This is a genomic window from Dietzia sp. UCD-THP (assembly GCF_000349585.1).
GTDB classification, from domain to species: domain Bacteria; phylum Actinomycetota; class Actinomycetes; order Mycobacteriales; family Mycobacteriaceae; genus Dietzia; species Dietzia natronolimnaea_A.
Genome location: NZ_KB714652.1, coordinates 150,307 through 172,273 on the forward strand (window position 1 = coordinate 150,307; position 21,967 = coordinate 172,273).

The following is a 21,967-nucleotide window of genomic DNA, read 5'->3' on the forward strand; positions in this document are numbered from 1 at the left end:
GGCCCGGGGAGCCGCCCGCCGGTCGTGCCGGAGCACCGGCCGGGCCGCCCCCGGGCGGCGGTGGCGAGGCGCCCCCGTCCCCGTAGGCTCGTCGCCCATGACCAGCCGTCGACCCGACCCGGTGAGTCCGCATTCGACCGAGCCCGTGGCGGCCAGGCCCCCCGCTCCCGGTGTGGAGAGGGCCGGGTCGTCCCCCGTGACCTCCGGCCTCGCGCGCGTCATGGACGATCTGGTGCGCATCCCGGGCACCCGGTACCGCGTGGGGCTGGACCCGGTGGTCGGCCTGGTGCCCGTCGTCGGGGACGCGCTGGGGACCGTCGTCGCCGCAGCGGTCCTGGCCGAGGCGATCCGCAACCGGGTCCCCGTCCACATCCTGTTCCGCATGGGCTGGAACTACCTCGTCGACGCCGTGCTCGGCGTGGTCCCGTTCGTGGGTGACGTGGCGGACGCCGCCCACAAGGCCACGTCCAAGAACCTGCGACTGGTCGACCGGACCATCGCCGAGGGCAGGCGCGTGGACACCGACGCCCGCGGCTACCTGCTCCGGGCGGTCGGGGCGGTGGGCCTGATGCTGCTGGTGTTGATCGGCATGGCCGGGCTCGCGCTGTGGGGCCTGCTCCGGCTTATCGGCCTGTTCTGACCCCGGCCCACAGGCCCCCGGCCCGCAGCACCCGGCCTACCCGGAGGTGACGGGCAGGAGGCGCCGCACGACGTCGTCCAGCGTGAGGACCCCTCTGACCTCGGAGACATGGGTGCCCGGGTGGCCGCCGGACTGTTCGACGACGACGAGGTGGGCCCGCGCCTCACGCATCCGGCGGAACGCCTCGGCCACCGACAGGTCGTGCTCGAGGGACAGGCTCGGCCGCATGAGCTCCCGCGCGGTGGCCCCCGACTGGATGTTGATCGCGTCACGCGCGTGCACCACACCCACCGCGGTCTCCCCGTCCATCACCAGCAACCGGAGATGACCGGTGCGGCGGGCCGTCTCGCGGATGTCCTCCGGGGAGGCCTTCACGTCGACCGAGGACATCTCCTCCGGGGCGGCGGGCGCGTTGACCCCGCGATCACCCAGCAGGTCCCCCACGGTGAGTTCCTGCAACTCCAGGGCGTTGAGCAGCTGCCGGTGGTGGGTGTCGTCGAGGGTGCCGGCCTCACCGGAGTGGCGGACGAGCTCGCGTAGGGAGTCGGCGTCCTGGCCGGAGGCCACCTCGTCGCGGGTCTCCACCCCGATCCGGTGCAGGATCCGGTTGGCGAGGGTGTTGAGCGCCACCAGCAGCGGGCGGGTGATCCAGAGGAAGCCCCGCATCGGTATCGCCAACAACGTGGCCGAGTACTCGGGGTGCGTGATCGACCACGACTTGGGGGCCATCTCTCCCACCACCAGGTGGAGGAAGGTGACGATGAGCAGCGCCAGGACAAAGGCGATGACGTCGGCCGTCCAGTAGGGCAACCCCCAGCTCGCGAACACCGGCGTGAACCAGTGGTGGACCGCGGGCTTGGTGATGGAACCCAGTGCCAGCGCGCACAGCGTGATCCCGAGCTGGGACCCCGCGAGCAGCAGCGTGAGCTCGGATGCGTTGCGCAGGGCCGCCCGAGCGGCGGCGCTCGAGGCCGCCGCGTCCTCGAGGCGGTGGCGCCGCGCGGAGATCAGGGAGAACTCGACGGCCACGAAGAACGCGGAGGCCGCGATGAGCAGGACCGTGGCGACTACCACGACGAACGGGTTGCTCGTGAGGCCCGTTCCTGCCTCGGCGGCGAGAAGGGAGGTGGTGGGGTTCATCGCGCGGCCTCCTCGACCACGACATGGAGCTCTGCGGGAACGCGGCGTTCGATCCTGCGCACCTCGGTCCGCAGGACCCTGTCGGCGGAGATCTCCTCGAGCACGTCTGTGTCGGGGAGAGGGATATCGACCCGGTCACCCAGCTCGGGCAGGTCCCCGGTCGTCTCGATCACGAGTCCACCGAGGGTCTCGGCGTCCACCTCGGGCAGGGTGATGTCGAGCAGTCGTTCCACCTCGTCGAGATGGGTGTCACCGGCCAGGAGCCAGCCCAGGCCCTCGCTGACCGGGGTCCCGGCCGCCTGCTGGGGATCGTGCTCGTCCGCGATCTCGCCGACGATCTCCTCGGCCATGTCCTCCATGGTCACGACACCGGCGAAACCACCGTATTCGTCCACCACCACCGCCATCTCGGACTTGTGGGAACCCAGGCGGGTGGCGACCTCCGGAAGGGGCAGCGAGGTGGGGACGATGATCGGCGCCCGCATCAGGGCCGACACCGCCGTGAGGTCGGCCCGGTCGTCGTCACACACCGAGAGCAGGTCGTGGAGGTCCACGATGCCGACCACGTCGTCGGAGTCGTCGCCGACCACCGGGTAGCGGGTGTGTCCGGTGGCCATCTTGGCCAGGACGTCGGTGACCGTGTCCTCCGCCCGCACCACGTCGGTGCGGCTGCGCGGGATCATGGCGTGCTCGGCGGGTTGGCCGGGGAAGTCGAGCATCCTGTCCAGCAGTCGACTCAGTTCCTCGGACAACTCGCCGGTCTCGCCGGACTCGGCGACGATGTGCTCCAGGTCGCGAGCGGTGGCGGAGTGTTCCTTGTCGTGGACCGGCTCGATGCCGACGGCCCTGAGCAGGGCCTCGGACGCCTTGTCGAACAGTCCGATGAGCCAGCCGAACAGGGCGAGGTAGATCGTGGTGGACCGGGCCAGCCAGCGTGCGACCGGCTCCGGTCGGGCGATGGCCAGGTTCTTGGGCACCAACTCGCCGAAAATCATCTGCACGACCGTCGAGAAGAGCAGCGCCAGGACCGTGCCGACCACCACTCCGATCCCCTGGGGCACCGAGGCCAGGCCGAGGAGCTCGCCGATCGAGCGGCCGATGAGCGGTTCGGCGACGTACCCGACGACCAGGGTGGTGACGGTGATCCCGAGCTGGGCGCCCGAGAGCATGAAGGACGTCCGCCTGGTCACGCCGAGGACCCGCGACGCGGCCGGGTCGCCCTTCTCCGCCGCGGCCCCCATCCGGGAGCGGTCGACGGCCATGAACGCGAATTCCTGGGCCACGAAGTAGCCCGTGAGTGCGGTGATGGCCAAAACCACCACCACGCCGATGAGGAGTGAGAGCGCGATGCTCATCCGGTGTTCCCCCTTCCGAGAAGGGGGCTGATAGATCGGGCCGGTGTGTCGGCTCGGCTCACTGGAGGTGCTCCTGCGCTTTCGTCGGTGTCCCCGCGGGCCGATGCCCGGGCTGACAAGCCATTGTCCCGCCCATTACCGGAATTGTCGACTCCGTTCTGCGAACCGTCCAGGCGAACGGATCAGGATCCGGCGGACCGTATCGCCCGGGAGACGGCATCGAGCGCCATGAGGCGGACGGTGTCGACGTCGGCGGCCACCTCCCCGGTCGCCACGGCGACGAAACCGTCTCCGTCGTATCGGGTGTGCGGTGGCGTCAGGGACCGGGAGAGGCCGTCATGGGCGCCCTGGGCGACGACGAAGCAGGCGGTCTTGTCCAGCCTCGCGTTGGTGATGACCACTCCGATGGTGGTGTGCACCCGATCGGAGGCGTAGTCGAACGGTGGTACCAGGTTCGCCACGCTGGCGAGGTCCACCTCGGTCCCTCCCGGATCGACGTCGCCGTAGGCGTTCACCGCGCACAGTGCCCCGACGACCAGGTCACCCACAGTGCTCTCGGCGTATCGGATACCGCCCGGACGGATGTTCTCCACCCCGCGCCACTGCGACGTGAACGCCCCGGTGCCCGCGCCCACCTGTCCCACCTCGACCAGCGGGCCGGTCGCCGCGGCCGCGGCGGTGTACCCGTCGGCGGCCGTCGGGCGGACCTTCGGATCACCGACCCCGAGGTCGAACAGTGCGAGGGCCGGGACTATCGGGACGCGTCCGCCGGGTGTGGGAACGCCCCTCCCCGCCTCCTCGCAGTACCGCATCACCCCCTCGGCGGCCGCGAGGCCGAACGCTGAGCCGCCGGTGAGGACGACGGCGTCGACGGAGGTCACCGCCTTGTCCGGGGAGAGTGCGTCGAGATCGCGGGTCGCCGGTGCGCCACCCCGTACCTCGCGTGACGCCACCGAGCCCTCGGGGAGCAGCACCACGGTGCACCCCGTCAACGCGGAGGGATCCGTCCAGTGGCCGATCGTGACTCCGGGCAGTCTCATCTGGGGTGAGCGGGGGTCCATCGCGCAAAAGTAGCGTGTCGACCCCGGTTGTCGGAACCCTCAGTCCGCGGAACCCCGCTGCCAGGTGCTCCACGGGACCGCCCAGTCACCGTTCTGGTGGACCTGTTGTTCCGGGCCACCGGTGTTCCGGACCTCGACGATGTCTCCTGCCACCGCCTGGTCGAAGTACCAGGCCGCGTCATCGGGGGACAGGTTGAGGCATCCGTGTGAGACGTTGGTGTTGCCCTGCGCCCACATCGACGAGGCGAGAGCGTGGAAGTAGATGCCCTCGTTGGTCAGGCGCACCCCGTGGTCGACCGTCACCCGGTACCCGACGTCGAGCGGCAGACCGTAGGTCGAGGAGTCCATGAGCACCGTGCTGGCCTTGTCGAGGACGGTGTAGACACCCCGCTGGGTCCAGAAGTGCATGCTCACGCCGTTATGGGTCGCCCAGCCGCCCTTGCCCATCGACGTGGGCATCGTCTTGACCAGTTCCTGGTTGTGGAACACCGAGACCGTCTTGGTGTCGTCGTCCGCGATGGCCACCCGCCGGTCACCGATGGTGAAGTCGACCTCCGCGCCCTCTCCACCCCACTGACCGCCGCCGAGGTTCCTGCCCTCCGTGTCCAGATCCACGCTCACGCGGGTCCCGGTCTCGTAGTAGTCCCGGGGCCGCCAGTGCGCGGTGGCGTCGTCGAGCCAGAACCAGTTGCCCTCGACCGCCGGTTCCGTCGTGACCGTCATGTGCTTCTCGACGGTCTCCCTGTCCGCCACGGGCTGATCGAATCTCGCGGCCACGATGATGCCGACGCCGTACTCGCGATCCGACTCCAGAGCGCCACCGCCCGGGGTGACCAGGCTGGGGCTGACGATGGCCTGCGGGGTGGCCATGGTGAAGGTGCGCGAGTCGGTCCGCGCGCCGCCGGTGGCTCCGCGGTAGGTGACATCCAGGGTGTAGGTGCGCCCGTATCCGAGGGTGACAGCGGGTGCCCACGAGGTCGCGTCCTGCGACAGCTCTCCCTCGATCTCCTTGCCCGCGTCGTTGGTCAGCACCACCTCGCTGAGGGAGCCGTTCTCCACCCGGGCGCGGACGCCGTCCAGCACGGCGACGTCCGTGGCGCCGTCCGCCGGGGTGACCTGCAGGGTCGCCGGAACCGGCGCTTCCGAGGTCTCGGTCGGGGTGGTCTCGCCCGCGGACCCGGTGGGCACGGGGATGGTGCATCCGGTCGCGACGAGCAGGAGGGCCAGGAGCCCGGCGAGGAGGACGAGGGGCGCCTGAGACGCCGAGGGCGTGAGCGACCCGGACCGGGACAAGGACATGCGTGACTCCGAGGGCATTGCTGGGAACTGCCGGTGAGTACCGGCTTATGGGCACATGATGCACGCACGGTCCGACAGGACGCGAACCCATACGGGCGCCCACGGCGTGTCGTTGTGGAGTTGTGACCGGATCGGGCCGGACGGCGACCGGGAAGTGACCTGCGCCTCACACGACAGTGGGGTGGAGGCGTACAACGGAGGCCATGAGTATCGAACGTCCTGTGACCATCATCGGCGGACACGGCAAGGTGGCCCTCCGCGCGGCCCGGATCCTGGCGGAGGCGGGCGCCGAGGTGTACTCGGTGATCCGGAATCCGGACCAGGCCGACGACATCCGGGAGGTGGGTGCGACCCCCGTCGTCGCGGACGTCGAGTCGCTCGACGTCGAGGGCATGCGGGAGGTGCTCCGCGGCAGCGGTTCGGTCGTGTGGGCCGCCGGAGCGGGTGGCGGAGACGCCGACCGCACCTACGCCGTCGACCGCGACGCCGCGATCCGGTCCATGGACGCCTCCGTGCAGGAGGGGGTCGAGCGCTACGTCATGATCTCCTACGACGGGGCCGGACCCGAGCACGGCGTTCCCGAGGATGATTCGTTCTACCCCTACGCGCAGGCCAAGGCCGACGCCGATGCCCACCTCCGGGACTCGGAACTGCAGTGGACCATCCTCGGCCCGGGGATGCTCACGGATGACCCCGGCGGGGAGTCGATCGGCGTGGGCGCCGACAAGCGCGAGGACAGGGCCACCAGCCGGGACGTCGTGGCGGCGGTCGCCGCGGCCGTCCTGCGCAGGCCGGACACCATCGGTCGCACCATCGAGTTCTCCGACGGCCAGACCCCCATCGGCGAGGCCCTCACCAGGGAGTGAGTAGCGGGGGGTCTCGCGGCGTGGCCGAATCGAGCGGCGGGCAGGGGCGCGACCGGTAGGGCGCGCAGCTATTCTCGACGGGTGCGGATCCTGGTGGGCGGCTCGTGGATCACCGTGTCCTGCGCGCTCCTCACCGCACTGTGGAGCGTTCCCCAGTTCCTCGTGACCGGGACCGTCACGCTCAGTTCGCACCCCCTGTTCGTGGTCCTGTTCCTGTTCCCCTCGCAGATCGGGGTGCCGGTGTGTCTTCTCGTCGCCATGAACTCGGTGCTGCTGATCTCCCGGGGCCGTCTCGTCACCACCGCGCGTCGACTCCTCGCCGGAGGCCAGATCCTCACGGTCGTGCTGTTGGGCGTCTGCGCGCTCCTGCTGGCCCTGCCCACCACGTTCGGGCGGGAGTTCATCCTGATGGCCTTGGCCTTCCAGGTGGGCCAGGTGGTGGTGGCCGTGGGGCTCGCCCTGCACCTCCATCGACGACGGAGACTGCGTAGCCACCCCGAGACGGACGATCCGGCCTCGCCGGTGCACCCCGACACGTGATCCGGTGCGTCGGTCCCGGCGCGGCGGGTCTGCTGACACTATGGGGCCATGCGTGCCATTCAGATCTCATCCCATGACGGACCCGCCGCCCTGGAGGTCGTGGATCTCCCCGAGCCGGAGCCGGGAGCGGTCCTCATCGACGTCCACGCCTCGGGCGTGACCTTCCCCGAGGTCCTCCAGTCCCGCGGGAAGTATCAGATCTCGCCCCCGCTGCCGTTCGTGCCCGGGTCGGAGGTGGCGGGAGTGGTCCGTTCCGCCCCCGAGGGGTCGGGATTCGCCGCCGGCGACCGCGTGTGCGCCTTCCCCGGCCTCGGCGGGTTCGCCGAGGTGGTCTCGACGGACCCCGCCCAGGTGTTCCGGCTCCCCGATTCGATGACCTTCGCCCAGGGTGCGTCGATTCCGATGAACGTCCTCACCGTGCACTTCGCGCTGGCGCACCGCGGCCGCCTCCAGCCCGGGGAGACGGTTCTCGTGCACGGCGCGGGTGGCGGCATCGGCATCGCCGCCACCCAGTTCGCCGTGGCGTCCGGTGCTCGCGTGATCGCGGTCGCCTCCTCCGAGGAGAAGCGGGAGTTGGCACTCAGGGCCGGCGCGTCCGACGCCGTCGCCCCCGAGGGGTTCAAGGACGCGGTGATGGAGCTCACCGGCGGCAAGGGCGTGGACATCGTCGTGGACCCCGTGGGAGGCGACCGGTTCACCGACTCCATCCGGTCCCTGGGGCAGGAGGGGCGGATCCTCGTGATCGGCTTCACGGGCGGTGAGATCCCCACGGTCAAGGTCAACCGCCTGCTGCTCGGCAATAAGAGCGCCGTGGGAGTGGGATGGGGCGAGTACTGGATGAGCAACCCCGGATACCTGCAGAAGCAGTGGGCCGAGGTCGAGCCTCTGTTGGCCGCAGGGAAGCTCGACCCGCTCGTGGGCGTCGAGCTCCCGCTGGACCGGGCCGCCGAGGCACTGGAGCTCATGGACAGCCGTGGCGCGGTGGGCAAGATCGTCCTCACCACCGGGCGCTGAGCGTCCCGCGGTCTCAGGTCGCGAGCCCCTGCAGTCTGCGCCCGGCCTCCGCCAGCACCTCGGGTCGTTTACAGAACGCGAACCGCACCAGATGCGACCACTCGGCGGAGTAGGTATCGGTGAACGGCGCGAACGGAACCGCCGCCACGCCGACCTTCTCGGGCAGTTCCAGGCACCACGACGCGGCGTCGGTGACGCCGAGCGGCCGGGGGTCCGCGGTGAGGAAGTAGGTCCCCTGGGTGACGGCGAGATCCACCCCGAGCCCGGTGAGTATCCCCACGAGTCGGTCCCGCCTGTCCTGCATCTGTACCCGCAGCGCCCGGATCCACTCGTCCTCGTGGCTCAGGGCGTGAGCGACGGCGAGTTGCAGCGGGGTACCGGCGGTGTAGCTCAGGTACTGCTTGGCGGTCCGGACGCCCGCGATCAGTCCGGCCGGACCGGTCACCCACCCGATCTTCCAGCCGGTGCAGTTGAGCATCTTGCCGGCGCTCGAGATCCGCAGGGTTCGCTCGGACATTCCCGGCAGGGTGGCGATGGAGACGTGCTCGTTGTCGTCGTACGTCAGGTGTTCGTAGACCTCGTCCGAGATCGCGATCGCGTCGAACTCGCGGCACAGGGCCGCGATCTGCTCGAGGTCCTCCCGGGGCAGCACCGCACCGGTGGGGTTGTGCGGGGAGTTGACCAGCACGGCCCGGGTCCGCGGGGAGAACGCCGCCCTCAGGGAGTCCACGTCGAGGCGGAAACGGTCGCCCGAGCGGACCATCCGCGCGGGGCGCCGGGTGGCACCGGCCATCGCGACGGTGGCGGCGTAGGAGTCGTACGACGGTTCGATCACCACCACCTCGTCGTGGGGTTCCACCAGGCCGAGCACCGCACCGGCGATCGCCTCGGTCGCGCCGACCGTCACCAGTACCTCGCTGTCCGGGTCGTGGACCAGGCCCGTGTGCGCGGTCTCGTGGGCGACGATCGCGTGCCGGAGTTCGGGCACCCCCGTCCCGGGTGGGTACTGGTTGTGACCCTCCCGCATCGCGCGCACGGCGGCCTCGATCATCGACGGCGGGCCGTCGGTGTCCGGGAAACCCTGTCCCAGGTTGACGGCCCCGTACCGCACCGCGAGTTGGGTGACCTCGGAGAAGATCGTGGTGGCGTGGGGCCGGAGGCGTCGGACGGTCATGGAACGCAGCCTAGGTCGGTCGTCGCCGCCCGATACGATGGGCCACATGACCGAGCACCCCGCCGCCGCATCCGTCCCCGTCGGACCGTGCACTCAGCGCCGTACCGTCCTGGCCGCTCTGCCCGGGATCATCCTGCTGCCGGGGATCGCCTCGGCGTGCGGGATGACCCAACCCGCGGAGCCGGCCTCGACGGTGCAGCAGACGACCGAGGTGCAGGCCAGCACGATGCCCGCCTCGGACGTGCCCGTCGGGACCGCCAAGCAGGTCAAGTCGGGGGACTCCACGGTGATCGTCGCGCAACCCACCGAGGGGGAGTTCGTCGCGTATTCGGCCCGCTGCACCCATCAGGGTGGGACCGTCCAGGTGGTCCGCGACCTGCATCTACGCTGCCCGCTCCACGGCGCGGAGTACGACGCCACCGACGGCAGCAACACCCTCGCGCCGGCCCCGAGGCCGCTCGACGTGGTCCCGGTGACCGAGGCGAACGGTCAGCTGACGATCGGCTGAGACGGGACCGCGCGCCCCACTCTCGTCGAGAAGAGCGTCTCGCACCCATCGGCCGAGTGAGAATGCGCCGAACGCTCTTATCGATGGCGTGGGTCAGCGGCGCTCCGACCGCCGGGTTGCGGCGTCGCCGCCGGGAGGAGTACAACGGGAACACGTTCTCAGGGCGGGGTGCGATTCCCCACCGGCGGTGATGTCACCGGCCCCATGGCCGGCGGCGAGCCCGCGAGCGCCCCGCACGCGCGGTGCGGCCAGGTGACATGTCCGGCCGGACCACGTTCGCGGGGGTCAGCAGACCCGGTGTGATCCCGGGGCCGACGGTCATAGTCCGGATGGAAGAGAACAACGTGTCCCCGAGGGACCGCGGCCCGCCGTGGACCCGCGGGCGACGTGGCACAAGCCCTGGGCCGTGGAGTGTCAAGCCCGCGGAAGGGGCACACGATGAGCCTTCTCGTCTCATTTCTCGACGCGCAGTTGGTGATCTGCGGAGTACCGATCCTGTGGCGCGAGATCATCGGCAACGTCTTCGGGTTGGCCGCCGCTATCGGCGGGATGCGCCGGGTGGTGTGGGCCTGGCCGGTGGGGATCGTCGGCAACCTCACTCTGCTCACGGTCTTCCTCGGAGGCGTCTTCCACACCCCGCAGGACGTCGACCTCTACGGTCAGGCCGGTCGCCAGGTCATGTTCCTCGCCGTGGGGGTCTACGGCTGGTGGCGCTGGTCGCGGGACCGGCGGGCCAGCGCGGCCCTGCCGGGGCAGGCGGGGATCGAGGCGGTCGCGGTCCATCCGCACTGGGCCACGGGCCGGCAACGGGCCGGGCTCGTCGTCGGGATGATCACCGGCACCCTGGTCTTCGGGTGGGTCTTCTCCGAGCTCGGATCGTGGGGCCCGTGGGCGGACGCATGGATCTTCACCGGTTCGATCCTGGCCACCTATGGCATGGCCCGGGGCTGGACGGAGTTCTGGCTGCTGTGGATCGGCGTCGACATCGTGGGTGTGCCGCTGCTCCTCAAGGCCGGGTACTACCCGTCAGCGGCGTTGTACCTGGTGTACGGGGCGTTCGTCATCTGGGGGTTCGTGGTGTGGTGGCGCGTCGACCTGGCCGACCGGGCGAGGGAGTCCTCTGTGGGGCATCGGTCGGAACCGGCGGCCGTCGCCTGACGGTCAGCGAGACTCCGACGCGATGCGCGCGGTTCCCGCATCAGGTGTCCCGCGCGTCGCACGCCGCGGCCGCACCGAGGCCACGACGATCAACGACAACGCCGCGAGCGCGAAGCCGAGGCCACGGAAGTCGATTCACGCGAACACCAGGCCCGAGACCAGGCCGCCCGCCGCGCCGGAGAGCGCCACCGCCACGTCGGCCTGGCCCTGGACGGTGGCGCGGACCGAGAGGGGCACGGACGTGGTGAGGACCGTGGTCCCGGCGACCAGTCCGAGGCTCCATCCGAGCCCGAGGAGGATCAAGGCCGTGGTGACCAGAACCGTCGACTGCGGCGGGGAGACCGCGGCGAGCACACCGGAGGTCAGCAGCACCAGGCCCGCCGAGACGGCCACGAGGCGCGTGCCGAACCTGTCCACCAGGTACCCGGACAGCGGGGCGGGCAGGAACATCGCTGCGACGTGGAGGGAGATCACCAGCCCCACCACGGTCACCGCGTGATCGTGCGCGCGCATGTGGACCGGGGTCATGGTCATGAGCCCGACCATGACGAACTGCGTCAGGGCCATCACCGCGACCCCGGTGAGCACGTCCCCGGTCCAGATCCGGGAGGGCGCGGCCGGCTCGGCGGGGGAGGGGAGGGGGACTGGGGCCGGTGACGGGGACGACGACGAGGACGACGACGAGGGCGACGACGACACCGTCGCCGAGGCCGGCAGCGTCGTCGCCCGCCGCCTCGCCTCGAGCAGCGGATCGGGGCGCAGCAGCAGCGAGATGACCAGCGCCGCGCCACCGTAGGCCGCGGCGGCGAGGAGGAACGGTCCGGACAGGGGGAGCAGGCCCAGTGACTGGGCGACGGCTCCCGTCGGCCCCACGAGGTTGGGGCCCGCGACGGCCCCCGCGGTGGTGCCAAGGAGCACGTATGACAGCGCCCGTCCGCGGTGCTCGGGGGTGGCCAGGTCCGCGCCGGCGTAGCGGGCCTGGAGGTTGGTCGCGGTGCCCGAGCCGTAGACGACGAACGACAGGAACAGCAGCGGGAGGGAACCGAAGGCCGTCGCGACCACGATGCCGATCGCTCCGAGCGCGCCGAACGCGAAGCCTGTCGCCAGCCCGGGGCGCCGGCCCCGCGCCTGGGACAGTCTGCCCACGGCGATCGCCGCGAGAGCGGACCCTCCGGTGAACAGCGCCGACGGCAGGCCGGACAGGCCGGGCCCGCCGAGCAGATCCTCGGCGAGCAGCGCACCGACGGTCACCCCGGCCGCCAGTCCCGCGCCGGCGAGCAGCTGCGCGAGAACCAGGATGGTCACGACCCGTCGCTGCACTCGGTCGTCGCCCCGGCGTGCTCGGTTCATCTGTCGACCCAGGATCGTGCGTGCAGGAGCACGTCGATCGCGGTCGCCTTCCCGGCCGGCCGAAGGTCGTGGCGCAGCGAGACCACCTCGAGTCCCTGGGCGCCGAGTGCCAGATCTGCGATCCCGGGGAGCACGGTCGGGTCCTGCGGACCGCCGACTCCGCGACGCAGGTTCTCCTCGGCGTGTCCGAGATAGACGAGATGACCACCGGGCCGCAGCCACCCGCCGGCGTTGCGCAGGACCCGGACCAGGCTCTCCATGTCGAGGTGGAGGAACCCGATGACGACAAGGTCCACCGACTCCTCCGGCTCCCAGGTGGTGGCGTCACCGACCACCCAGTCGACGCTGCCGGTACGGCCGTCATCGGAGTCCTTGGCGCGGGCCTGGTCGATCGCGACCTCGGAGAAGTCGACGGCCGAGACCCGCCAACCGTGCGCGGCCAACCACCGCGCGTGCCGTCCGTCGCCACACGCCAGATCCACCGCCGTGTCCACGGGCAGGCCGGCGTCCTCGGCGCCGGTGACCTCCGCGACGATGCGTGCCGCAGGGGTGGTGCCCCACACGTCGGGCTGGGCGAGGTATCGGGCGTTCCATTCGGAGGCGTCCACGTGCGGCGGTCCTTTCGGTACTGCGTCGGCTCGGTTCTACTTCTACTGGGTCGGGGGCGGACCCGGGGTGATCCGGCCACGGAGGGGTCGCGCGGCTCACGGGCGCCGGAGCCACCGCAGATGCTCCGTGTCGCCCTGGAGCCCCAGTCTCCTCCACCGGACACTCCCCGGCACGGCCTGGCTCGGCTGACCGTCCACCGCAGCCTGTTTCGCGAGTGCCGCTCCGGGCCGTCGGATACCCGGTACCGTATCTTCTCATGAAGGCCTCCCGCGATCGGACCGATGTCTCGCTCTTCGCCCGCGCATGGGTGATTGCCAGCCCCGTCCTCGAGCGTGTCGGGTTCGCGACGTCGCGGCGGCGCCTGGTCTCCGGTCTGTCGGGAACGGTGGTGGAGGTGGGCGCGGGCAGCGGGGTCACCTTCGAGCACTATCCGCCGGAGGTCACCAGGGTGGTGGCGATCGAGCCGGACCCCTATCTCCGTGCCCACGCGCGGCGCAACGCAGCCCGTTCGGCGGTGCCGGTCGAGGTGGTGGATGCGGTAGCGGAGGCGATCCCGCTCGCGAACGGAGAGGCCGATGCGGTGGTCTTCGGGCTCGTCCTGTGCACGGTCCCCGACGTCCCGGCCGCCCTCGCCGAGGCGGATCGCGTACTCGCCCCCGGGGGAGAACTACGGTTGTTCGAACACGTTCGGGCAGAGGGCCGACTGGGGAGCGTGGCGGATCGGATCGCGCCGGTGTGGAGCCGGTTCGGCGGGGGATGTCGCCCGAACCGGGACACCGGTCAGACGCTCTCCGAGGCCGGGTTCGACCACTCCGGGCTCAGGATCCGGACGTTTCCGCCGATGCTCCCGCTGACGCCGATTCTCAGCGGTTCGGCGCGGCGTCGCTAGCCAAATGAACGGGTACCCCACCCTCCCCGGCCGGGTCGGGGTCGGGACGCGGGAGCGCTTACCGGGCCAGTTCCTCGCGGACCTCGCGCATCGGGGGCCGTTCACCGGGGGATACGTCGACGGTCTCGGCGTGGAACCCGCCTCCGACGGGGTCGCGCCTGTGCAGGGTGAGCGTGTCGCCGGGGGCGTGGGTGTCCGGGGCCCGACCGTGACGGCGCAGGCGACTGAGTATCGCGAGGTGCTGGTGCATCGCCATCACCGCCAACGCCGAATCGGGGGAGTGTCGGTGGGTGCGCCGACCGAGGTCCACCTGGGCGAGCGCATACAGACCGAACGACTCGAACAGGTCCACCAGGATCCCGATGTCCACCCCGTACGCGCCGGCGAACGGGATGGATTCGAGCGCGTGACGGGTACCGGCGTACTCGCCGGCCAGCGGTTGCACGAACCCGGCGAGCGCGGGCCAGTGGGTGGCCAGCAGCGGCCGGGCGACGAGTTCGGTCACCCGGCCCCCGCCAGCCGGCAGCACGGTCCGTCCGTCATCGAGAGGGCGCTCATATGCACCCTTGCAGAACACCACCCCGGGCTCGGTGAGCAGCGGCCCCAGCAGGCCGGTCGCGAAGGCGGGGTCGAAGTCGCGTAGGTCGGAGTCGAGAAAGGCGACGACATCCCCGTCGGTGGCGGCGAGGGATTTCCACAACGCCTCGCCCTTCCCGGGCACATCTCCGAGCGCGGGCAGGACGTCCCCCTGCGCCACCACCCGCGCGCCGGCCGCGCGGGCCACGTCCGCCGTGCGGTCCGCGCTGTGGGAGTCGATCACCACCACCTCGTCGATGAGGGGCACCCGCTCGACCAGCTCGGACTGGAGCGCGGCGACGATCACGCCGACCGTCGACTCCTCGTTCCGGGCCGGGAGCACGACGGACACCCGCCGGCCGGCCTTGGCTGCCACCAGATCCTCGGCGCGGAAGTCACCTGACCGGTAGGTGCGTCGCGCCGACCAGTCGCGGACGGGGTCGACCCGGTCCGCGAGGGGGGTACGCGCGTTCTCGCTCACCTCCGCGATCCTGCCAGAGGTATCCGCCGAGCCGCCGCCGTGGGACGGGCCCGTTCACCCGGGTGTGCCACGATGCACACCATGGACTTCTCTCCCTCGCCCCGTGCTGCCGAGCTCACCGCGGCGGTCCGCGGGTTCATCGACACGCAGATCGCTCCGCTCGAGCCGGGAATCCACGCCGACATCGCCCGCCGGCGGCTGGCCGGCGAGGATCCGTGGGCGGTCGATCCCCGGATCACCGAGCTGCAGGCCAGGGCGCGCGAGGAGGGACTGTGGAACCTCTTCCTGCCCGCCGGCCACGAGGGCCCCTACGCGGAGCGGTACGGCACCCACGGGGGGGCCGGCCTGACCAACTCCGACTACGCGCCCGTCGCCGAGGAGATGGGGCGCTCGTTCATCGCGCCCCTGGTGTTCAACTGCAACGCCCCGGACACCGGCAACATGGAGGTGCTGCTCAAGTACGGCTCGCAGGAGCAGAAGGACCGCTGGCTCGACCCGCTCCTGGACGGGTCGATCCGCAGCGCCTTCCTCATGACCGAGCCGGAGGTGGCCTCCTCCGACGCCTCCAACATGGCGGCCACCGCGCGGGTCGAGGGCGACGAGGTGGTGCTGGACGGCCGCAAGTGGTGGTCCACCGGGGTCGGCCACCCGGACTGCCGGGTCGGCATCTTCATGGGGGTCTCGGATCCGGACGCCCACCGGTACCTGCGGCACTCGATGGTCCTGGTGCCTATGGACGCCCCCGGGGTGCGCGTCGAGCGCATGCTCACCGCGCAGGGCGTCTACGACGAGCCGCTCGGCCACGGTGAGGTCTCCCTCGACGGCGTGCGTCTGCCCGTGGAGAACATCATCGCCGGTCCGGGCAAGGCCGCCGAGATCGCCCAGGGCCGGCTCGGACCCGGACGCGTCCACCACTGCATGCGGCTCATCGGGCTGTCGGAGATGGCGCTCGACCTGGCCTGCCGCCGCGCCTCGGGCCGCGTGGCCTTCGGCAAACCCGTCGTCAACCTCGGCGGGAACCGGGAGCGGCTCGCCGAGGCCCGGATCGCCATCGACCAGGCCCGCCTGCTGGTCCAGCACGCGGCCTGGAAGCTCGACACCGAGGGGCAGGCGGCCGTGGAGGTCAGCGCCATCAAGGCCGCCGTGCCGAAGATGGCCCAGAAGGTGATCGACATGTCGCTCCAACTCCACGGCGGCGGCGGGATGAGTGACGATTTCCCGCTCGCCGGCGCGTACGCGACCGCACGCTCGCTGAGACTGGCCGACGGCCCCGACGAGGTCCACCTGGGTGTGGTCGCCCGGGCGATGCTCGCGCCGTATCGCGACGCGGCCGCATCCGCTACAGAAGCAGAGAAGAGCCGATGAGCCGGCCGCACGGGGCGGCCCCGCTGAGCCGCCGGATCCCCGGCGCGGGCGCGGTCCGGGACGAGGACGTGTTCGACGTGGAGGCGGTCGCGGCGTGGTTGCGTTCCGTCACCCCGGAGGACCCGACGGTCCTGGCGGGGGTGGATCTGGGTGACGACGACGAGCCGGTCCTCCCCGAGGTCAGCCAGTTCTCCGGAGGCGCGTCGAACCTCACCTACGTGCTGCGCTATCCCGGAGTGGACCTGGTGCTGCGCCGCCCGCCGCCCGGCACCAAGGCCCGCGGTGCCCACGACATGAAGCGCGAATACCGCGTCCAGACGGCGCTCCGCCCGGTGTACCCGCTGGTCCCGCGGATGGTGGGGTTCTGCGGCGACCAGTCGGTGATCGGGTCCGACTTCTACGTGATGGAGCGCCTCGAGGGCACGATCCTCCGCAAGGACATTCCCCGGGAGCTCCGCGCGGACAGGGCCACCATCCGGCGACTGTCCGAGCGGGCGGTCGACGCCCTGGTGGACCTGCACGCCGTCGACGTCCGTGCCGCCGGCCTGGACGACCTCGACCGCGGCGAGGGATACGTGCGCAGGCAGGTCGAGGGCTGGTCGGCCCGGTTCCGGCGCGCCCGGACGCCCGACGTTCCCGATTTCACCCCGGTGATGAAGTGGCTGGCCGCCAACCAACCCGAGGACGTGGGTCACTGCCTGGTCCACAACGATTTCCGCTTCGACAACCTGGTCCTCGATCCCGGAGACCTCACCCGCGTCATCGGTGTCCTGGACTGGGAGATGGCCACCGTCGGCGACCCGCTCATGGACCTGGGTGGAGCCCTGGCCTACTGGGTCGAGGACGGGGACGGCCCGGTGTTCAAGGCCTTCCGCCGCCAACCGACCCACACGCGCGGGATGTTGACCCGCTGGGAGGTCGTGGAGCGCTACGCCGAGAGGTCGGGGCTGGAGATCAGCCGGGACGACTGGCGGTTCTACGAGGTCTTCGGACTGTTCCGCCTGGCGGTGATCGCGCAGCAGATCAACCACCGCTACTTCCACGGGCAGACGACGAACCCGGCGTTCCGCGCGTTCCGACCCGCGGTCGGATTCCTCGAGCAGCGTTGTCTGCGCATCATCCGGACCGGGGAGGGGCGACTCACGCCCGCCCGACTGGGCCCGCGCGACGTGATCCCGGAGGTGCTCGCCGTGCCCAGAGTCGTGGTGCCGTTGCTCAGGGGCGGGGTGCACGACACACGCCAGAGGATCGGTGAGATCCTCGGCGGTCTGCCGGGGGCGGGGAAGCGCACGTGACGGGCGGTGGTCGCTGATGGGGGCCATCCATCTGGTCCGGCACGGCCAGGCCTCGTTCGGAAGCGGTGACTACGATCGGCTCTCCGAGACCGGCCACCTCCAGGCCGAGCTCACCGGCCGGGACATGGCGGCCCGCGGGCTGCGGCCCGACGTGGTGATCCACGGTGGGCTCCGGCGTCAACGCGAGACCGCGCAGGGCCTGGTGAGAGGCCTGCGAGCCGCACTGCAGGAGGACCCGTGCTACGGCCCGGGAGCGGGCGCCGGGTGGGACTGCCCGGTCGAGTCCGACGACCGCTGGGCCGAGTACGACGCCGACGAGGTGCTCACCGCGGCCCGGGCCGCCGGGGTGAGTGCCGGTCACGGCACCCTCGATTCGGCGGGCTCCTCGGGCGAGGCCAAACAGGCGTTCCAACGTCAGCTCGACGCCGCGCTCGGGCACTGGGCCGGGCTCGAGGCGTTCGAGACCTACCGGGCGGCCGCGAACGCGGCGATCGCGGACGCGGCGACGCGGTCCGGGTCCGGGCGCACGACGGTGGTGGTGAGCTCAGCCGGGACGATCTCGCTGGCGGTCGCGGGCCTGTTGGCCGACCCGGAGGGTGTGGTGGGGTTGTGGACTCGCCTGCAACGAGTGACCGTCAACACCGGAGTGGCGCGCGTCGTGGTGGGCCGCGGCGGGATGACCTGCATCGCGGTCAACGAGCACCAGCACCTGGAGCGGGCCGCCGGGCCGGAGGACCCGCGGGGTCTGATCACCCTGAGATGACCGGGCACCAGGTCGCCCTCAGGTGACCCGGCGCCCGATCATCGCCAGGTGACGAAAAGGTGGCGCCGGCCGCCGTAACGTACGTCTGTGGCGGCCGGACACCGTGGCCGTCCCACCGTCAGGAGAGCCACGATGCCCACATTCCAGCGCGGTCACACGACAATCGCCTACACCGACACCGGCGTCCCCGCCGGACGGGAGGACGCACCCGTGGTGTTCTTCGCCCACGGTCTGCTCTTCTCGGGCTGGATGTTCCAGCACCAGATCGCTCACCTGCGGGACAGGTACCGATGCGTGAGCATCGATTTCCGCGGGCAGGGTGACTCGCCCCGCGCGCTCGGCGGCTACGACATGGACACGCTCACCGTGGACGTCTCCGAGCTCCTCCGGCACCTGCAGATCCCCGTGGTGAACTTCGTCGGCCTGTCCATGGGCGGCTTCGTGGGGATGCGGCTCGCTGCTCGCAACCCCGAGGTCGTCCACTCGCTCACGCTCCTCGATTCCGCGGCCACCGCGGAGGAGCCGGCCAACCGCAGCAAGTACAAGACACTGTCCACGGTGTACCGACTCGCGGGCATCAAACCCCTGCGGTCACGGGTGGCCCCGATCATGCTCGCGGACCGCAACCTCTCGGCCCCGTGGGTCGACGAGTGGATGGCGATCCTGGAGCGCACCGACCGCGCCGGCCTGGTCCGGGCCATCAACTCGGTGGCAGACCGTGACCCGTGTGAGGACGAGGCCATCCGGATCATCGCCCCGACGCTGGTCGTGGTGGGTGCGGAGGACGCCGCCACGCCGCCCGACAAGTCGCGCCGGATAGCCGATCTCATCGCCGACACGAGGTTCCACGAGATCCCCGGTGCGGGGCATTCGCCGACGATGGAACGGCCGGACGAGGTCAACACCATCCTCGAGGCGTTCCTCTCCGAATACAACGCGTGAGGGCGAGGGAGACGGTGAGGGCTCGGAGCACGGCGGGGCAGACGCCCGCGCGCACCGGAGGCTGGGTGCGGATCCTGACGGGCAGGCTCACAGCCTGGATGATCCTCGCGGCCGTCCTGCTCGTCTCCGGCGCCTTCTTCGCGCTCGCGTCCTCCGAGGGCGCGTCCGAGGCTCCGCAGACGCTGCCGGACACCTCCGAGGCCGCTCTCGTCTCCCAGATCCAGCAGGAGTTCCCCGACGCCGGATCGGTGCCGGCCGTGCTGGTGGTCACCAGGCAGGACGGCGGTGCGCTCGGTCCGGAGGGGACCGCGGCCGCGGTGGGAGCGGGTGAGCGGATGGCGGAGGTCGTCGGCGCCGCGCCGCAGGGACCGATCCCGTCCGAGGACGGGGCCGCCGCGCTGGTCCTGGTGCCGGTCGACGTCGAGTCGATCTCCAACGAGCAGGGCAGCGAGCTGGTCCGCGACATGCGTGCCGCGGTCGTCGAGGGCCTGGATCCCGGCCTGGAGGCACAGCTCACCGGCGGGCCCGCCTTCGCGGCCGACACCGCCGCCGCCTTCGAGGGCGCGGACTTCCGGCTGCTGGCCGCGACCGCGACGGTCGTCGCGGTGCTGCTCATCATCACCTACCGCTCACCGGTGCTGTGGCTCGTCCCGCTCGTCGTGATCGCGGTCGCCGACCGGGTCGCCTCCCTGTTGGTCTCGACGGTCGGCGAGGCACTCGGCGTGACCGTCGACGGGTCCACCTCCGGCATCGTCTCCGTCCTGGTGTTCGGGGCGGGGACCAACTACGCGTTGCTGTTGGTCTCCAGGTACCGCGAGGAGCTGCGGAGGACCGAGAACCGTCGCCAGGCGCTGGGCGACGCGTACCGCGGGGCGGTCCCCGCGATCGTCACCAGCAACATCACCGTGGTCCTGGCCCTGCTCACGCTGTTGCTGGCGACCCTGCCCAACTACCGCTCGCTCGGCATCTCGGCGGCCGTCGGTCTGCTCGTCGCGCTGGCGTACGCCCTCGTGGCGCTCCCGGCCGCCCTGGCCGTGTGCGGGCGCGGCCTGTTCTGGCCCTTCGTCCCCCGGCCGGGCCGCGACACCGGGCGAGCGACCGCGGATTCCAGCGCGCGCCGGCGTCTGACCGTCCCGACGACCCCCGAGGACTTCCGCGAGGACGTGCCGTCCGGCGTCTGGGGCCGCATCGCCTCCGGCGTGGTCACCCGCCCGGCCCAGGTCCTCATCTCGTGTGTGTTGATCCTGGTCGTCCTCGCGTTCGGGCTGCTGGGCACCCGGATCGGCCTGAGTCAGACCGAGCAGTTCCGCACGCCGTCCGAGGCGGTGGCCGGCCTGGAGACGGCCGCCGAGCACTTCCCGGCCGGTGTCACCGATCCGGTCACCGTTCTCACCCGGACCGGCACCGAGGCGGAGGTCCTCGAGGCCGTTCAGGGGGTCGAGGGCGTCGTGACCGCCGTCCCGGCCGGGGAATCGGATACCGGGTGGAGCCGCATCACCGTGACCCTGGACGCCGCCCCCGCGACCGACCGGTCCGAGGACAGCGTCGTGGCGTTGCGCTCCGCGGTCGACGAGGTGCCGGGATCCGAGGCGATCGTCGGCGGTCCGGTGGCCGAGGCCGTCGACACCTCCGACGGTAACCTGCGCGACCTCGCGCTGATCGCGCCGCTCATCCTCCTGGTGGTGTTCGCCGTCCTGGTGCTGGCGCTGCGGGCGCTGATCGCCCCGTTGCTCCTGTTGGGCGCGACGGTGCTGTCGTCGCTCGCGGCACTCGGCCTCGGGACCTTCGTCACCACCCAGATCCTCGGTTTCCCGGGGCTGGACGTGTCGGTCCCGCTGTACAGCTTCCTGTTCCTGGTGGCCCTAGGGGTGGACTACTCGGTCTTCCTCGTCATCCGGGCCCGGGAGGAGGCGGCCACGCACTCCACCCGCGAGGCCATGGTCCGGGCCGTGGCCCTCACCGGCGGCGTGATCACCTCCGCCGGAATCGTCCTGGCCTCGGTCTTCGTGGTCTTGGGCGTGCTGCCGCTCATCGTGCTCACCCAGGTGGGTGTGATCGTGGCCCTCGGCGTCCTACTGGACACCTTCGTCGTGAGGACCCTGGTGGTGCCGGCACTGTTCACCCTCGTCGGGGAGCGGGTGTGGTGGCCGGGCGACCCGCACGCCGCCCCCCCGAGCTCGGCTCCGCACGACTCCGTCCCAGCCAGCACCGCCGACACGAAGGAGAACCACCCATGACCACGTCGTGCAGCCCCCGGTCCCGTCTCGTCGCCACCGCACTAGCCGTGGTCCCGCTGGTGGCCGCCGGGGTGGTGGGCGCCCCCGCAACCGGGGCCCAGGACCGCACCGACGGGGGCCGCCTCGGCGGGGGCTCCGCGCAGCTCAGGGTGCCCGACGGTGTCGCGCTGGGGTCGATCGGCGGCCCCGAGCTTCAGCAGGTCGGATACGTCGACCCCGACAGGTTCGTGGGCACCTGGTACCAGGTCGCCGCGATCCCGCAGCCGTACACGCTGCAGTGCACCAACGACACGACCGCCGAGTACGCACGAATCTCCCCCGACACGATCTCGGTGCGCAACTCCTGCGGATCGGCCGTCAGCTCCGATTCGGTGATCGAGGGGGAGGCGACGATCCGCGATACCGCCACCAACGCCTCCCTGCGAGTGAACTTCCCGCAGGTACCGTTCCAGGACGAGAACGGGCCGGTCAACTACCGGATCACCTACCTCGCGGACGATTACTCGCTGGCGATCGTCGGCGACCCGAGCCGGTCCTCCGGGTTCGTGCTGAGCCGCGACCCCGCACTCGACACGGCGCAGTGGTCCACCGTCCGTGACGTCGTCGCCGAGCGGGGCTGGTGGTCGTGTGCGTTCCTGACCGTTCCCATGTCCGGCGGGCGGGGCGACGTCACCCCGCTGTGTCTGCTGCCCTGAGAGGCGACCC

General features: G+C 71.3%; 21 protein-coding genes and 1 riboswitch. Of the genes, 13 read left to right on the forward strand and 8 right to left on the reverse strand.

Annotated elements, in window-relative coordinates; translation table 11 throughout:
• Positions 1–97: 97 nt before the first annotated feature.
• Positions 98–640, forward strand: a complete 543-nt coding sequence (locus H483_RS31985) for a DUF4112 domain-containing protein (protein ID WP_081615200.1) — start codon at positions 98–100, stop codon at positions 638–640.
• 36 nt (positions 641–676) lie between these two features.
• On the opposite strand, the gene H483_RS31990 is transcribed toward H483_RS31985, so the two are convergent.
• The 4 genes from H483_RS31990 to H483_RS32005 form a co-directional block, all read right to left on the reverse strand.
• Complete coding sequence (locus tag H483_RS31990) at positions 677–1,780, reverse strand: hemolysin family protein (RefSeq protein ID WP_017837417.1); 1,104 nt, start codon at positions 1,778–1,780, stop codon at positions 677–679.
• Positions 1,777–3,135 (reverse strand): hemolysin family protein, encoded by a 1,359-nt coding sequence (locus H483_RS31995; protein ID WP_017837418.1) that lies wholly within the window; start codon positions 3,133–3,135, stop codon positions 1,777–1,779. The genes H483_RS31990 and H483_RS31995 overlap by 4 nt, the downstream gene beginning before the upstream one ends.
• Before the next feature lie 182 nt (positions 3,136–3,317).
• The gene (locus H483_RS32000) at positions 3,318–4,196 is read right to left on the reverse strand and encodes a P1 family peptidase (protein WP_017837419.1); all 879 of its coding nucleotides are present in this window, start codon (positions 4,194–4,196) and stop codon (positions 3,318–3,320) included.
• A 39-nt stretch (positions 4,197–4,235) separates the two neighbouring features.
• Positions 4,236–5,495, reverse strand: a complete 1,260-nt coding sequence (locus tag H483_RS32005) for an Ig-like domain-containing protein (protein WP_017837420.1) — start codon at positions 5,493–5,495, stop codon at positions 4,236–4,238.
• Between the two features lie 203 nt (positions 5,496–5,698).
• Here H483_RS32005 and H483_RS32010 point away from each other — a divergent pair, with 203 nt between their 5' ends.
• The 3 genes from H483_RS32010 to H483_RS32020 all read left to right on the forward strand — a co-directional run bounded on the left by H483_RS32010 (position 5,699) and on the right by H483_RS32020 (position 7,915).
• The gene (locus H483_RS32010; protein ID WP_031264986.1) at positions 5,699–6,361 is read left to right on the forward strand and encodes an NAD(P)H-binding protein; all 663 of its coding nucleotides are present in this window, start codon (positions 5,699–5,701) and stop codon (positions 6,359–6,361) included.
• Positions 6,362–6,442: 81 nt separating this feature from the next.
• Complete coding sequence (locus H483_RS32015) at positions 6,443–6,901, forward strand: hypothetical protein (protein WP_017837422.1); 459 nt, start codon at positions 6,443–6,445, stop codon at positions 6,899–6,901.
• Between the two features lie 48 nt (positions 6,902–6,949).
• Positions 6,950–7,915, forward strand: a complete 966-nt coding sequence (locus H483_RS32020; RefSeq protein ID WP_017837423.1) for an NADPH:quinone oxidoreductase family protein — start codon at positions 6,950–6,952, stop codon at positions 7,913–7,915.
• Positions 7,916–7,928: 13 nt separating this feature from the next.
• Here H483_RS32020 and H483_RS32025 read toward each other — a convergent pair whose 3' ends face one another.
• Positions 7,929–9,089: a pyridoxal phosphate-dependent aminotransferase gene (locus tag H483_RS32025; RefSeq protein WP_017837424.1), complete on the reverse strand. Its 1,161-nt coding sequence runs from the start codon at positions 9,087–9,089 to the stop codon at positions 7,929–7,931.
• A gap of 46 nt (positions 9,090–9,135) precedes the next feature.
• Between H483_RS32025 and H483_RS32030 the strand changes: the two genes are divergently transcribed.
• Entirely contained in the window at positions 9,136–9,597 is a 462-nt protein-coding gene (locus H483_RS32030; RefSeq protein WP_017837425.1) for a Rieske (2Fe-2S) protein, read from the forward strand.
• 150 nt (positions 9,598–9,747) lie between these two features.
• Positions 9,748–9,942, forward strand: a riboswitch (FMN riboswitch).
• Between the two features lie 93 nt (positions 9,943–10,035).
• Entirely contained in the window at positions 10,036–10,755 is a 720-nt protein-coding gene (locus H483_RS32035; protein ID WP_017837426.1) for a nicotinamide mononucleotide transporter family protein, read from the forward strand.
• 135 nt (positions 10,756–10,890) lie between these two features.
• Here H483_RS32035 and H483_RS32040 read toward each other — a convergent pair whose 3' ends face one another.
• Together H483_RS32040 and H483_RS32045 are read right to left on the reverse strand one after the other, a co-directional pair.
• Positions 10,891–12,105 carry an MFS transporter gene (locus tag H483_RS32040; RefSeq protein WP_017837427.1) on the reverse strand — a complete coding sequence of 405 codons (1,215 nt, stop codon included), beginning with the start codon at positions 12,103–12,105 and terminating at the stop codon, positions 10,891–10,893.
• The gene (locus H483_RS32045; protein ID WP_017837428.1) at positions 12,102–12,713 is read right to left on the reverse strand and encodes a trans-aconitate 2-methyltransferase; all 612 of its coding nucleotides are present in this window, start codon (positions 12,711–12,713) and stop codon (positions 12,102–12,104) included. The genes H483_RS32040 and H483_RS32045 overlap by 4 nt, the downstream gene beginning before the upstream one ends.
• Before the next feature lie 257 nt (positions 12,714–12,970).
• Between H483_RS32045 and H483_RS32050 the strand changes: the two genes are divergently transcribed.
• A complete protein-coding gene (locus tag H483_RS32050) occupies positions 12,971–13,603 on the forward strand; it encodes a class I SAM-dependent methyltransferase (protein ID WP_017837429.1) in 633 nt (210 codons plus the stop codon).
• Between the two features lie 58 nt (positions 13,604–13,661).
• Here H483_RS32050 and H483_RS32055 read toward each other — a convergent pair whose 3' ends face one another.
• Entirely contained in the window at positions 13,662–14,660 is a 999-nt protein-coding gene (locus H483_RS32055) for a glucosyl-3-phosphoglycerate synthase (protein ID WP_017837430.1), read from the reverse strand.
• 81 nt (positions 14,661–14,741) lie between these two features.
• Here H483_RS32055 and H483_RS32060 point away from each other — a divergent pair, with 81 nt between their 5' ends.
• The 6 genes from H483_RS32060 to H483_RS32085 all read left to right on the forward strand — a co-directional run bounded on the left by H483_RS32060 (position 14,742) and on the right by H483_RS32085 (position 21,957).
• A complete protein-coding gene (locus H483_RS32060) occupies positions 14,742–16,025 on the forward strand; it encodes an acyl-CoA dehydrogenase family protein (protein WP_017837431.1) in 1,284 nt (427 codons plus the stop codon).
• Entirely contained in the window at positions 16,022–17,320 is a 1,299-nt protein-coding gene (locus tag H483_RS32065; RefSeq protein ID WP_017837432.1) for a phosphotransferase family protein, read from the forward strand. The genes H483_RS32060 and H483_RS32065 overlap by 4 nt, the downstream gene beginning before the upstream one ends.
• Before the next feature lie 16 nt (positions 17,321–17,336).
• Positions 17,337–18,083 carry a histidine phosphatase family protein gene (locus H483_RS32070; protein ID WP_017837433.1) on the forward strand — a complete coding sequence of 249 codons (747 nt, stop codon included), beginning with the start codon at positions 17,337–17,339 and terminating at the stop codon, positions 18,081–18,083.
• A 132-nt stretch (positions 18,084–18,215) separates the two neighbouring features.
• Positions 18,216–19,025: an alpha/beta fold hydrolase gene (locus H483_RS32075; protein ID WP_017837434.1), complete on the forward strand. Its 810-nt coding sequence runs from the start codon at positions 18,216–18,218 to the stop codon at positions 19,023–19,025.
• 98 nt (positions 19,026–19,123) lie between these two features.
• Complete coding sequence (locus tag H483_RS32080) at positions 19,124–21,262, forward strand: MMPL family transporter (protein ID WP_193746882.1); 2,139 nt, start codon at positions 19,124–19,126, stop codon at positions 21,260–21,262.
• Entirely contained in the window at positions 21,259–21,957 is a 699-nt protein-coding gene (locus tag H483_RS32085; RefSeq protein ID WP_017837436.1) for a lipocalin family protein, read from the forward strand. The genes H483_RS32080 and H483_RS32085 overlap by 4 nt, the downstream gene beginning before the upstream one ends.
• The last annotated feature ends 10 nt before the right edge of the window (positions 21,958–21,967 follow it).

Excerpts from the sequence above, each read along its gene's own strand:
- H483_RS31985 (WP_081615200.1), top strand. The coding sequence starts at position 98 with ATGACCAGCCGTCGACCCGACCCGGTGAGTCCGCATTCGACCGAGCCC.
- H483_RS31990 (WP_017837417.1), bottom strand. The coding sequence starts at position 1,780 with ATGAACCCCACCACCTCCCTTCTCGCCGCCGAGGCAGGAACGGGCCTC.
- H483_RS31995 (WP_017837418.1), bottom strand. The coding sequence starts at position 3,135 with ATGAGCATCGCGCTCTCACTCCTCATCGGCGTGGTGGTGGTTTTGGCC.
- H483_RS32000 (WP_017837419.1), bottom strand. The coding sequence starts at position 4,196 with ATGGACCCCCGCTCACCCCAGATGAGACTGCCCGGAGTCACGATCGGC.
- H483_RS32005 (WP_017837420.1), bottom strand. The coding sequence starts at position 5,495 with ATGTCCTTGTCCCGGTCCGGGTCGCTCACGCCCTCGGCGTCTCAGGCG.
- H483_RS32010 (WP_031264986.1), top strand. The coding sequence starts at position 5,699 with ATGAGTATCGAACGTCCTGTGACCATCATCGGCGGACACGGCAAGGTG.
- H483_RS32020 (WP_017837423.1), top strand. The coding sequence starts at position 6,950 with ATGCGTGCCATTCAGATCTCATCCCATGACGGACCCGCCGCCCTGGAG.
- H483_RS32025 (WP_017837424.1), bottom strand. The coding sequence starts at position 9,089 with ATGACCGTCCGACGCCTCCGGCCCCACGCCACCACGATCTTCTCCGAG.
- H483_RS32030 (WP_017837425.1), top strand. The coding sequence starts at position 9,136 with ATGACCGAGCACCCCGCCGCCGCATCCGTCCCCGTCGGACCGTGCACT.
- H483_RS32035 (WP_017837426.1), top strand. The coding sequence starts at position 10,036 with ATGAGCCTTCTCGTCTCATTTCTCGACGCGCAGTTGGTGATCTGCGGA.
- H483_RS32040 (WP_017837427.1), bottom strand. The coding sequence starts at position 12,105 with ATGAACCGAGCACGCCGGGGCGACGACCGAGTGCAGCGACGGGTCGTG.
- H483_RS32050 (WP_017837429.1), top strand. The coding sequence starts at position 12,971 with ATGAAGGCCTCCCGCGATCGGACCGATGTCTCGCTCTTCGCCCGCGCA.
- H483_RS32060 (WP_017837431.1), top strand. The coding sequence starts at position 14,742 with ATGGACTTCTCTCCCTCGCCCCGTGCTGCCGAGCTCACCGCGGCGGTC.
- H483_RS32065 (WP_017837432.1), top strand. The coding sequence starts at position 16,022 with ATGAGCCGGCCGCACGGGGCGGCCCCGCTGAGCCGCCGGATCCCCGGC.
- H483_RS32070 (WP_017837433.1), top strand. The coding sequence starts at position 17,337 with ATGGGGGCCATCCATCTGGTCCGGCACGGCCAGGCCTCGTTCGGAAGC.
- H483_RS32075 (WP_017837434.1), top strand. The coding sequence starts at position 18,216 with ATGCCCACATTCCAGCGCGGTCACACGACAATCGCCTACACCGACACC.
- H483_RS32080 (WP_193746882.1), top strand. The coding sequence starts at position 19,124 with ATGATCCTCGCGGCCGTCCTGCTCGTCTCCGGCGCCTTCTTCGCGCTC.
- H483_RS32085 (WP_017837436.1), top strand. The coding sequence starts at position 21,259 with ATGACCACGTCGTGCAGCCCCCGGTCCCGTCTCGTCGCCACCGCACTA.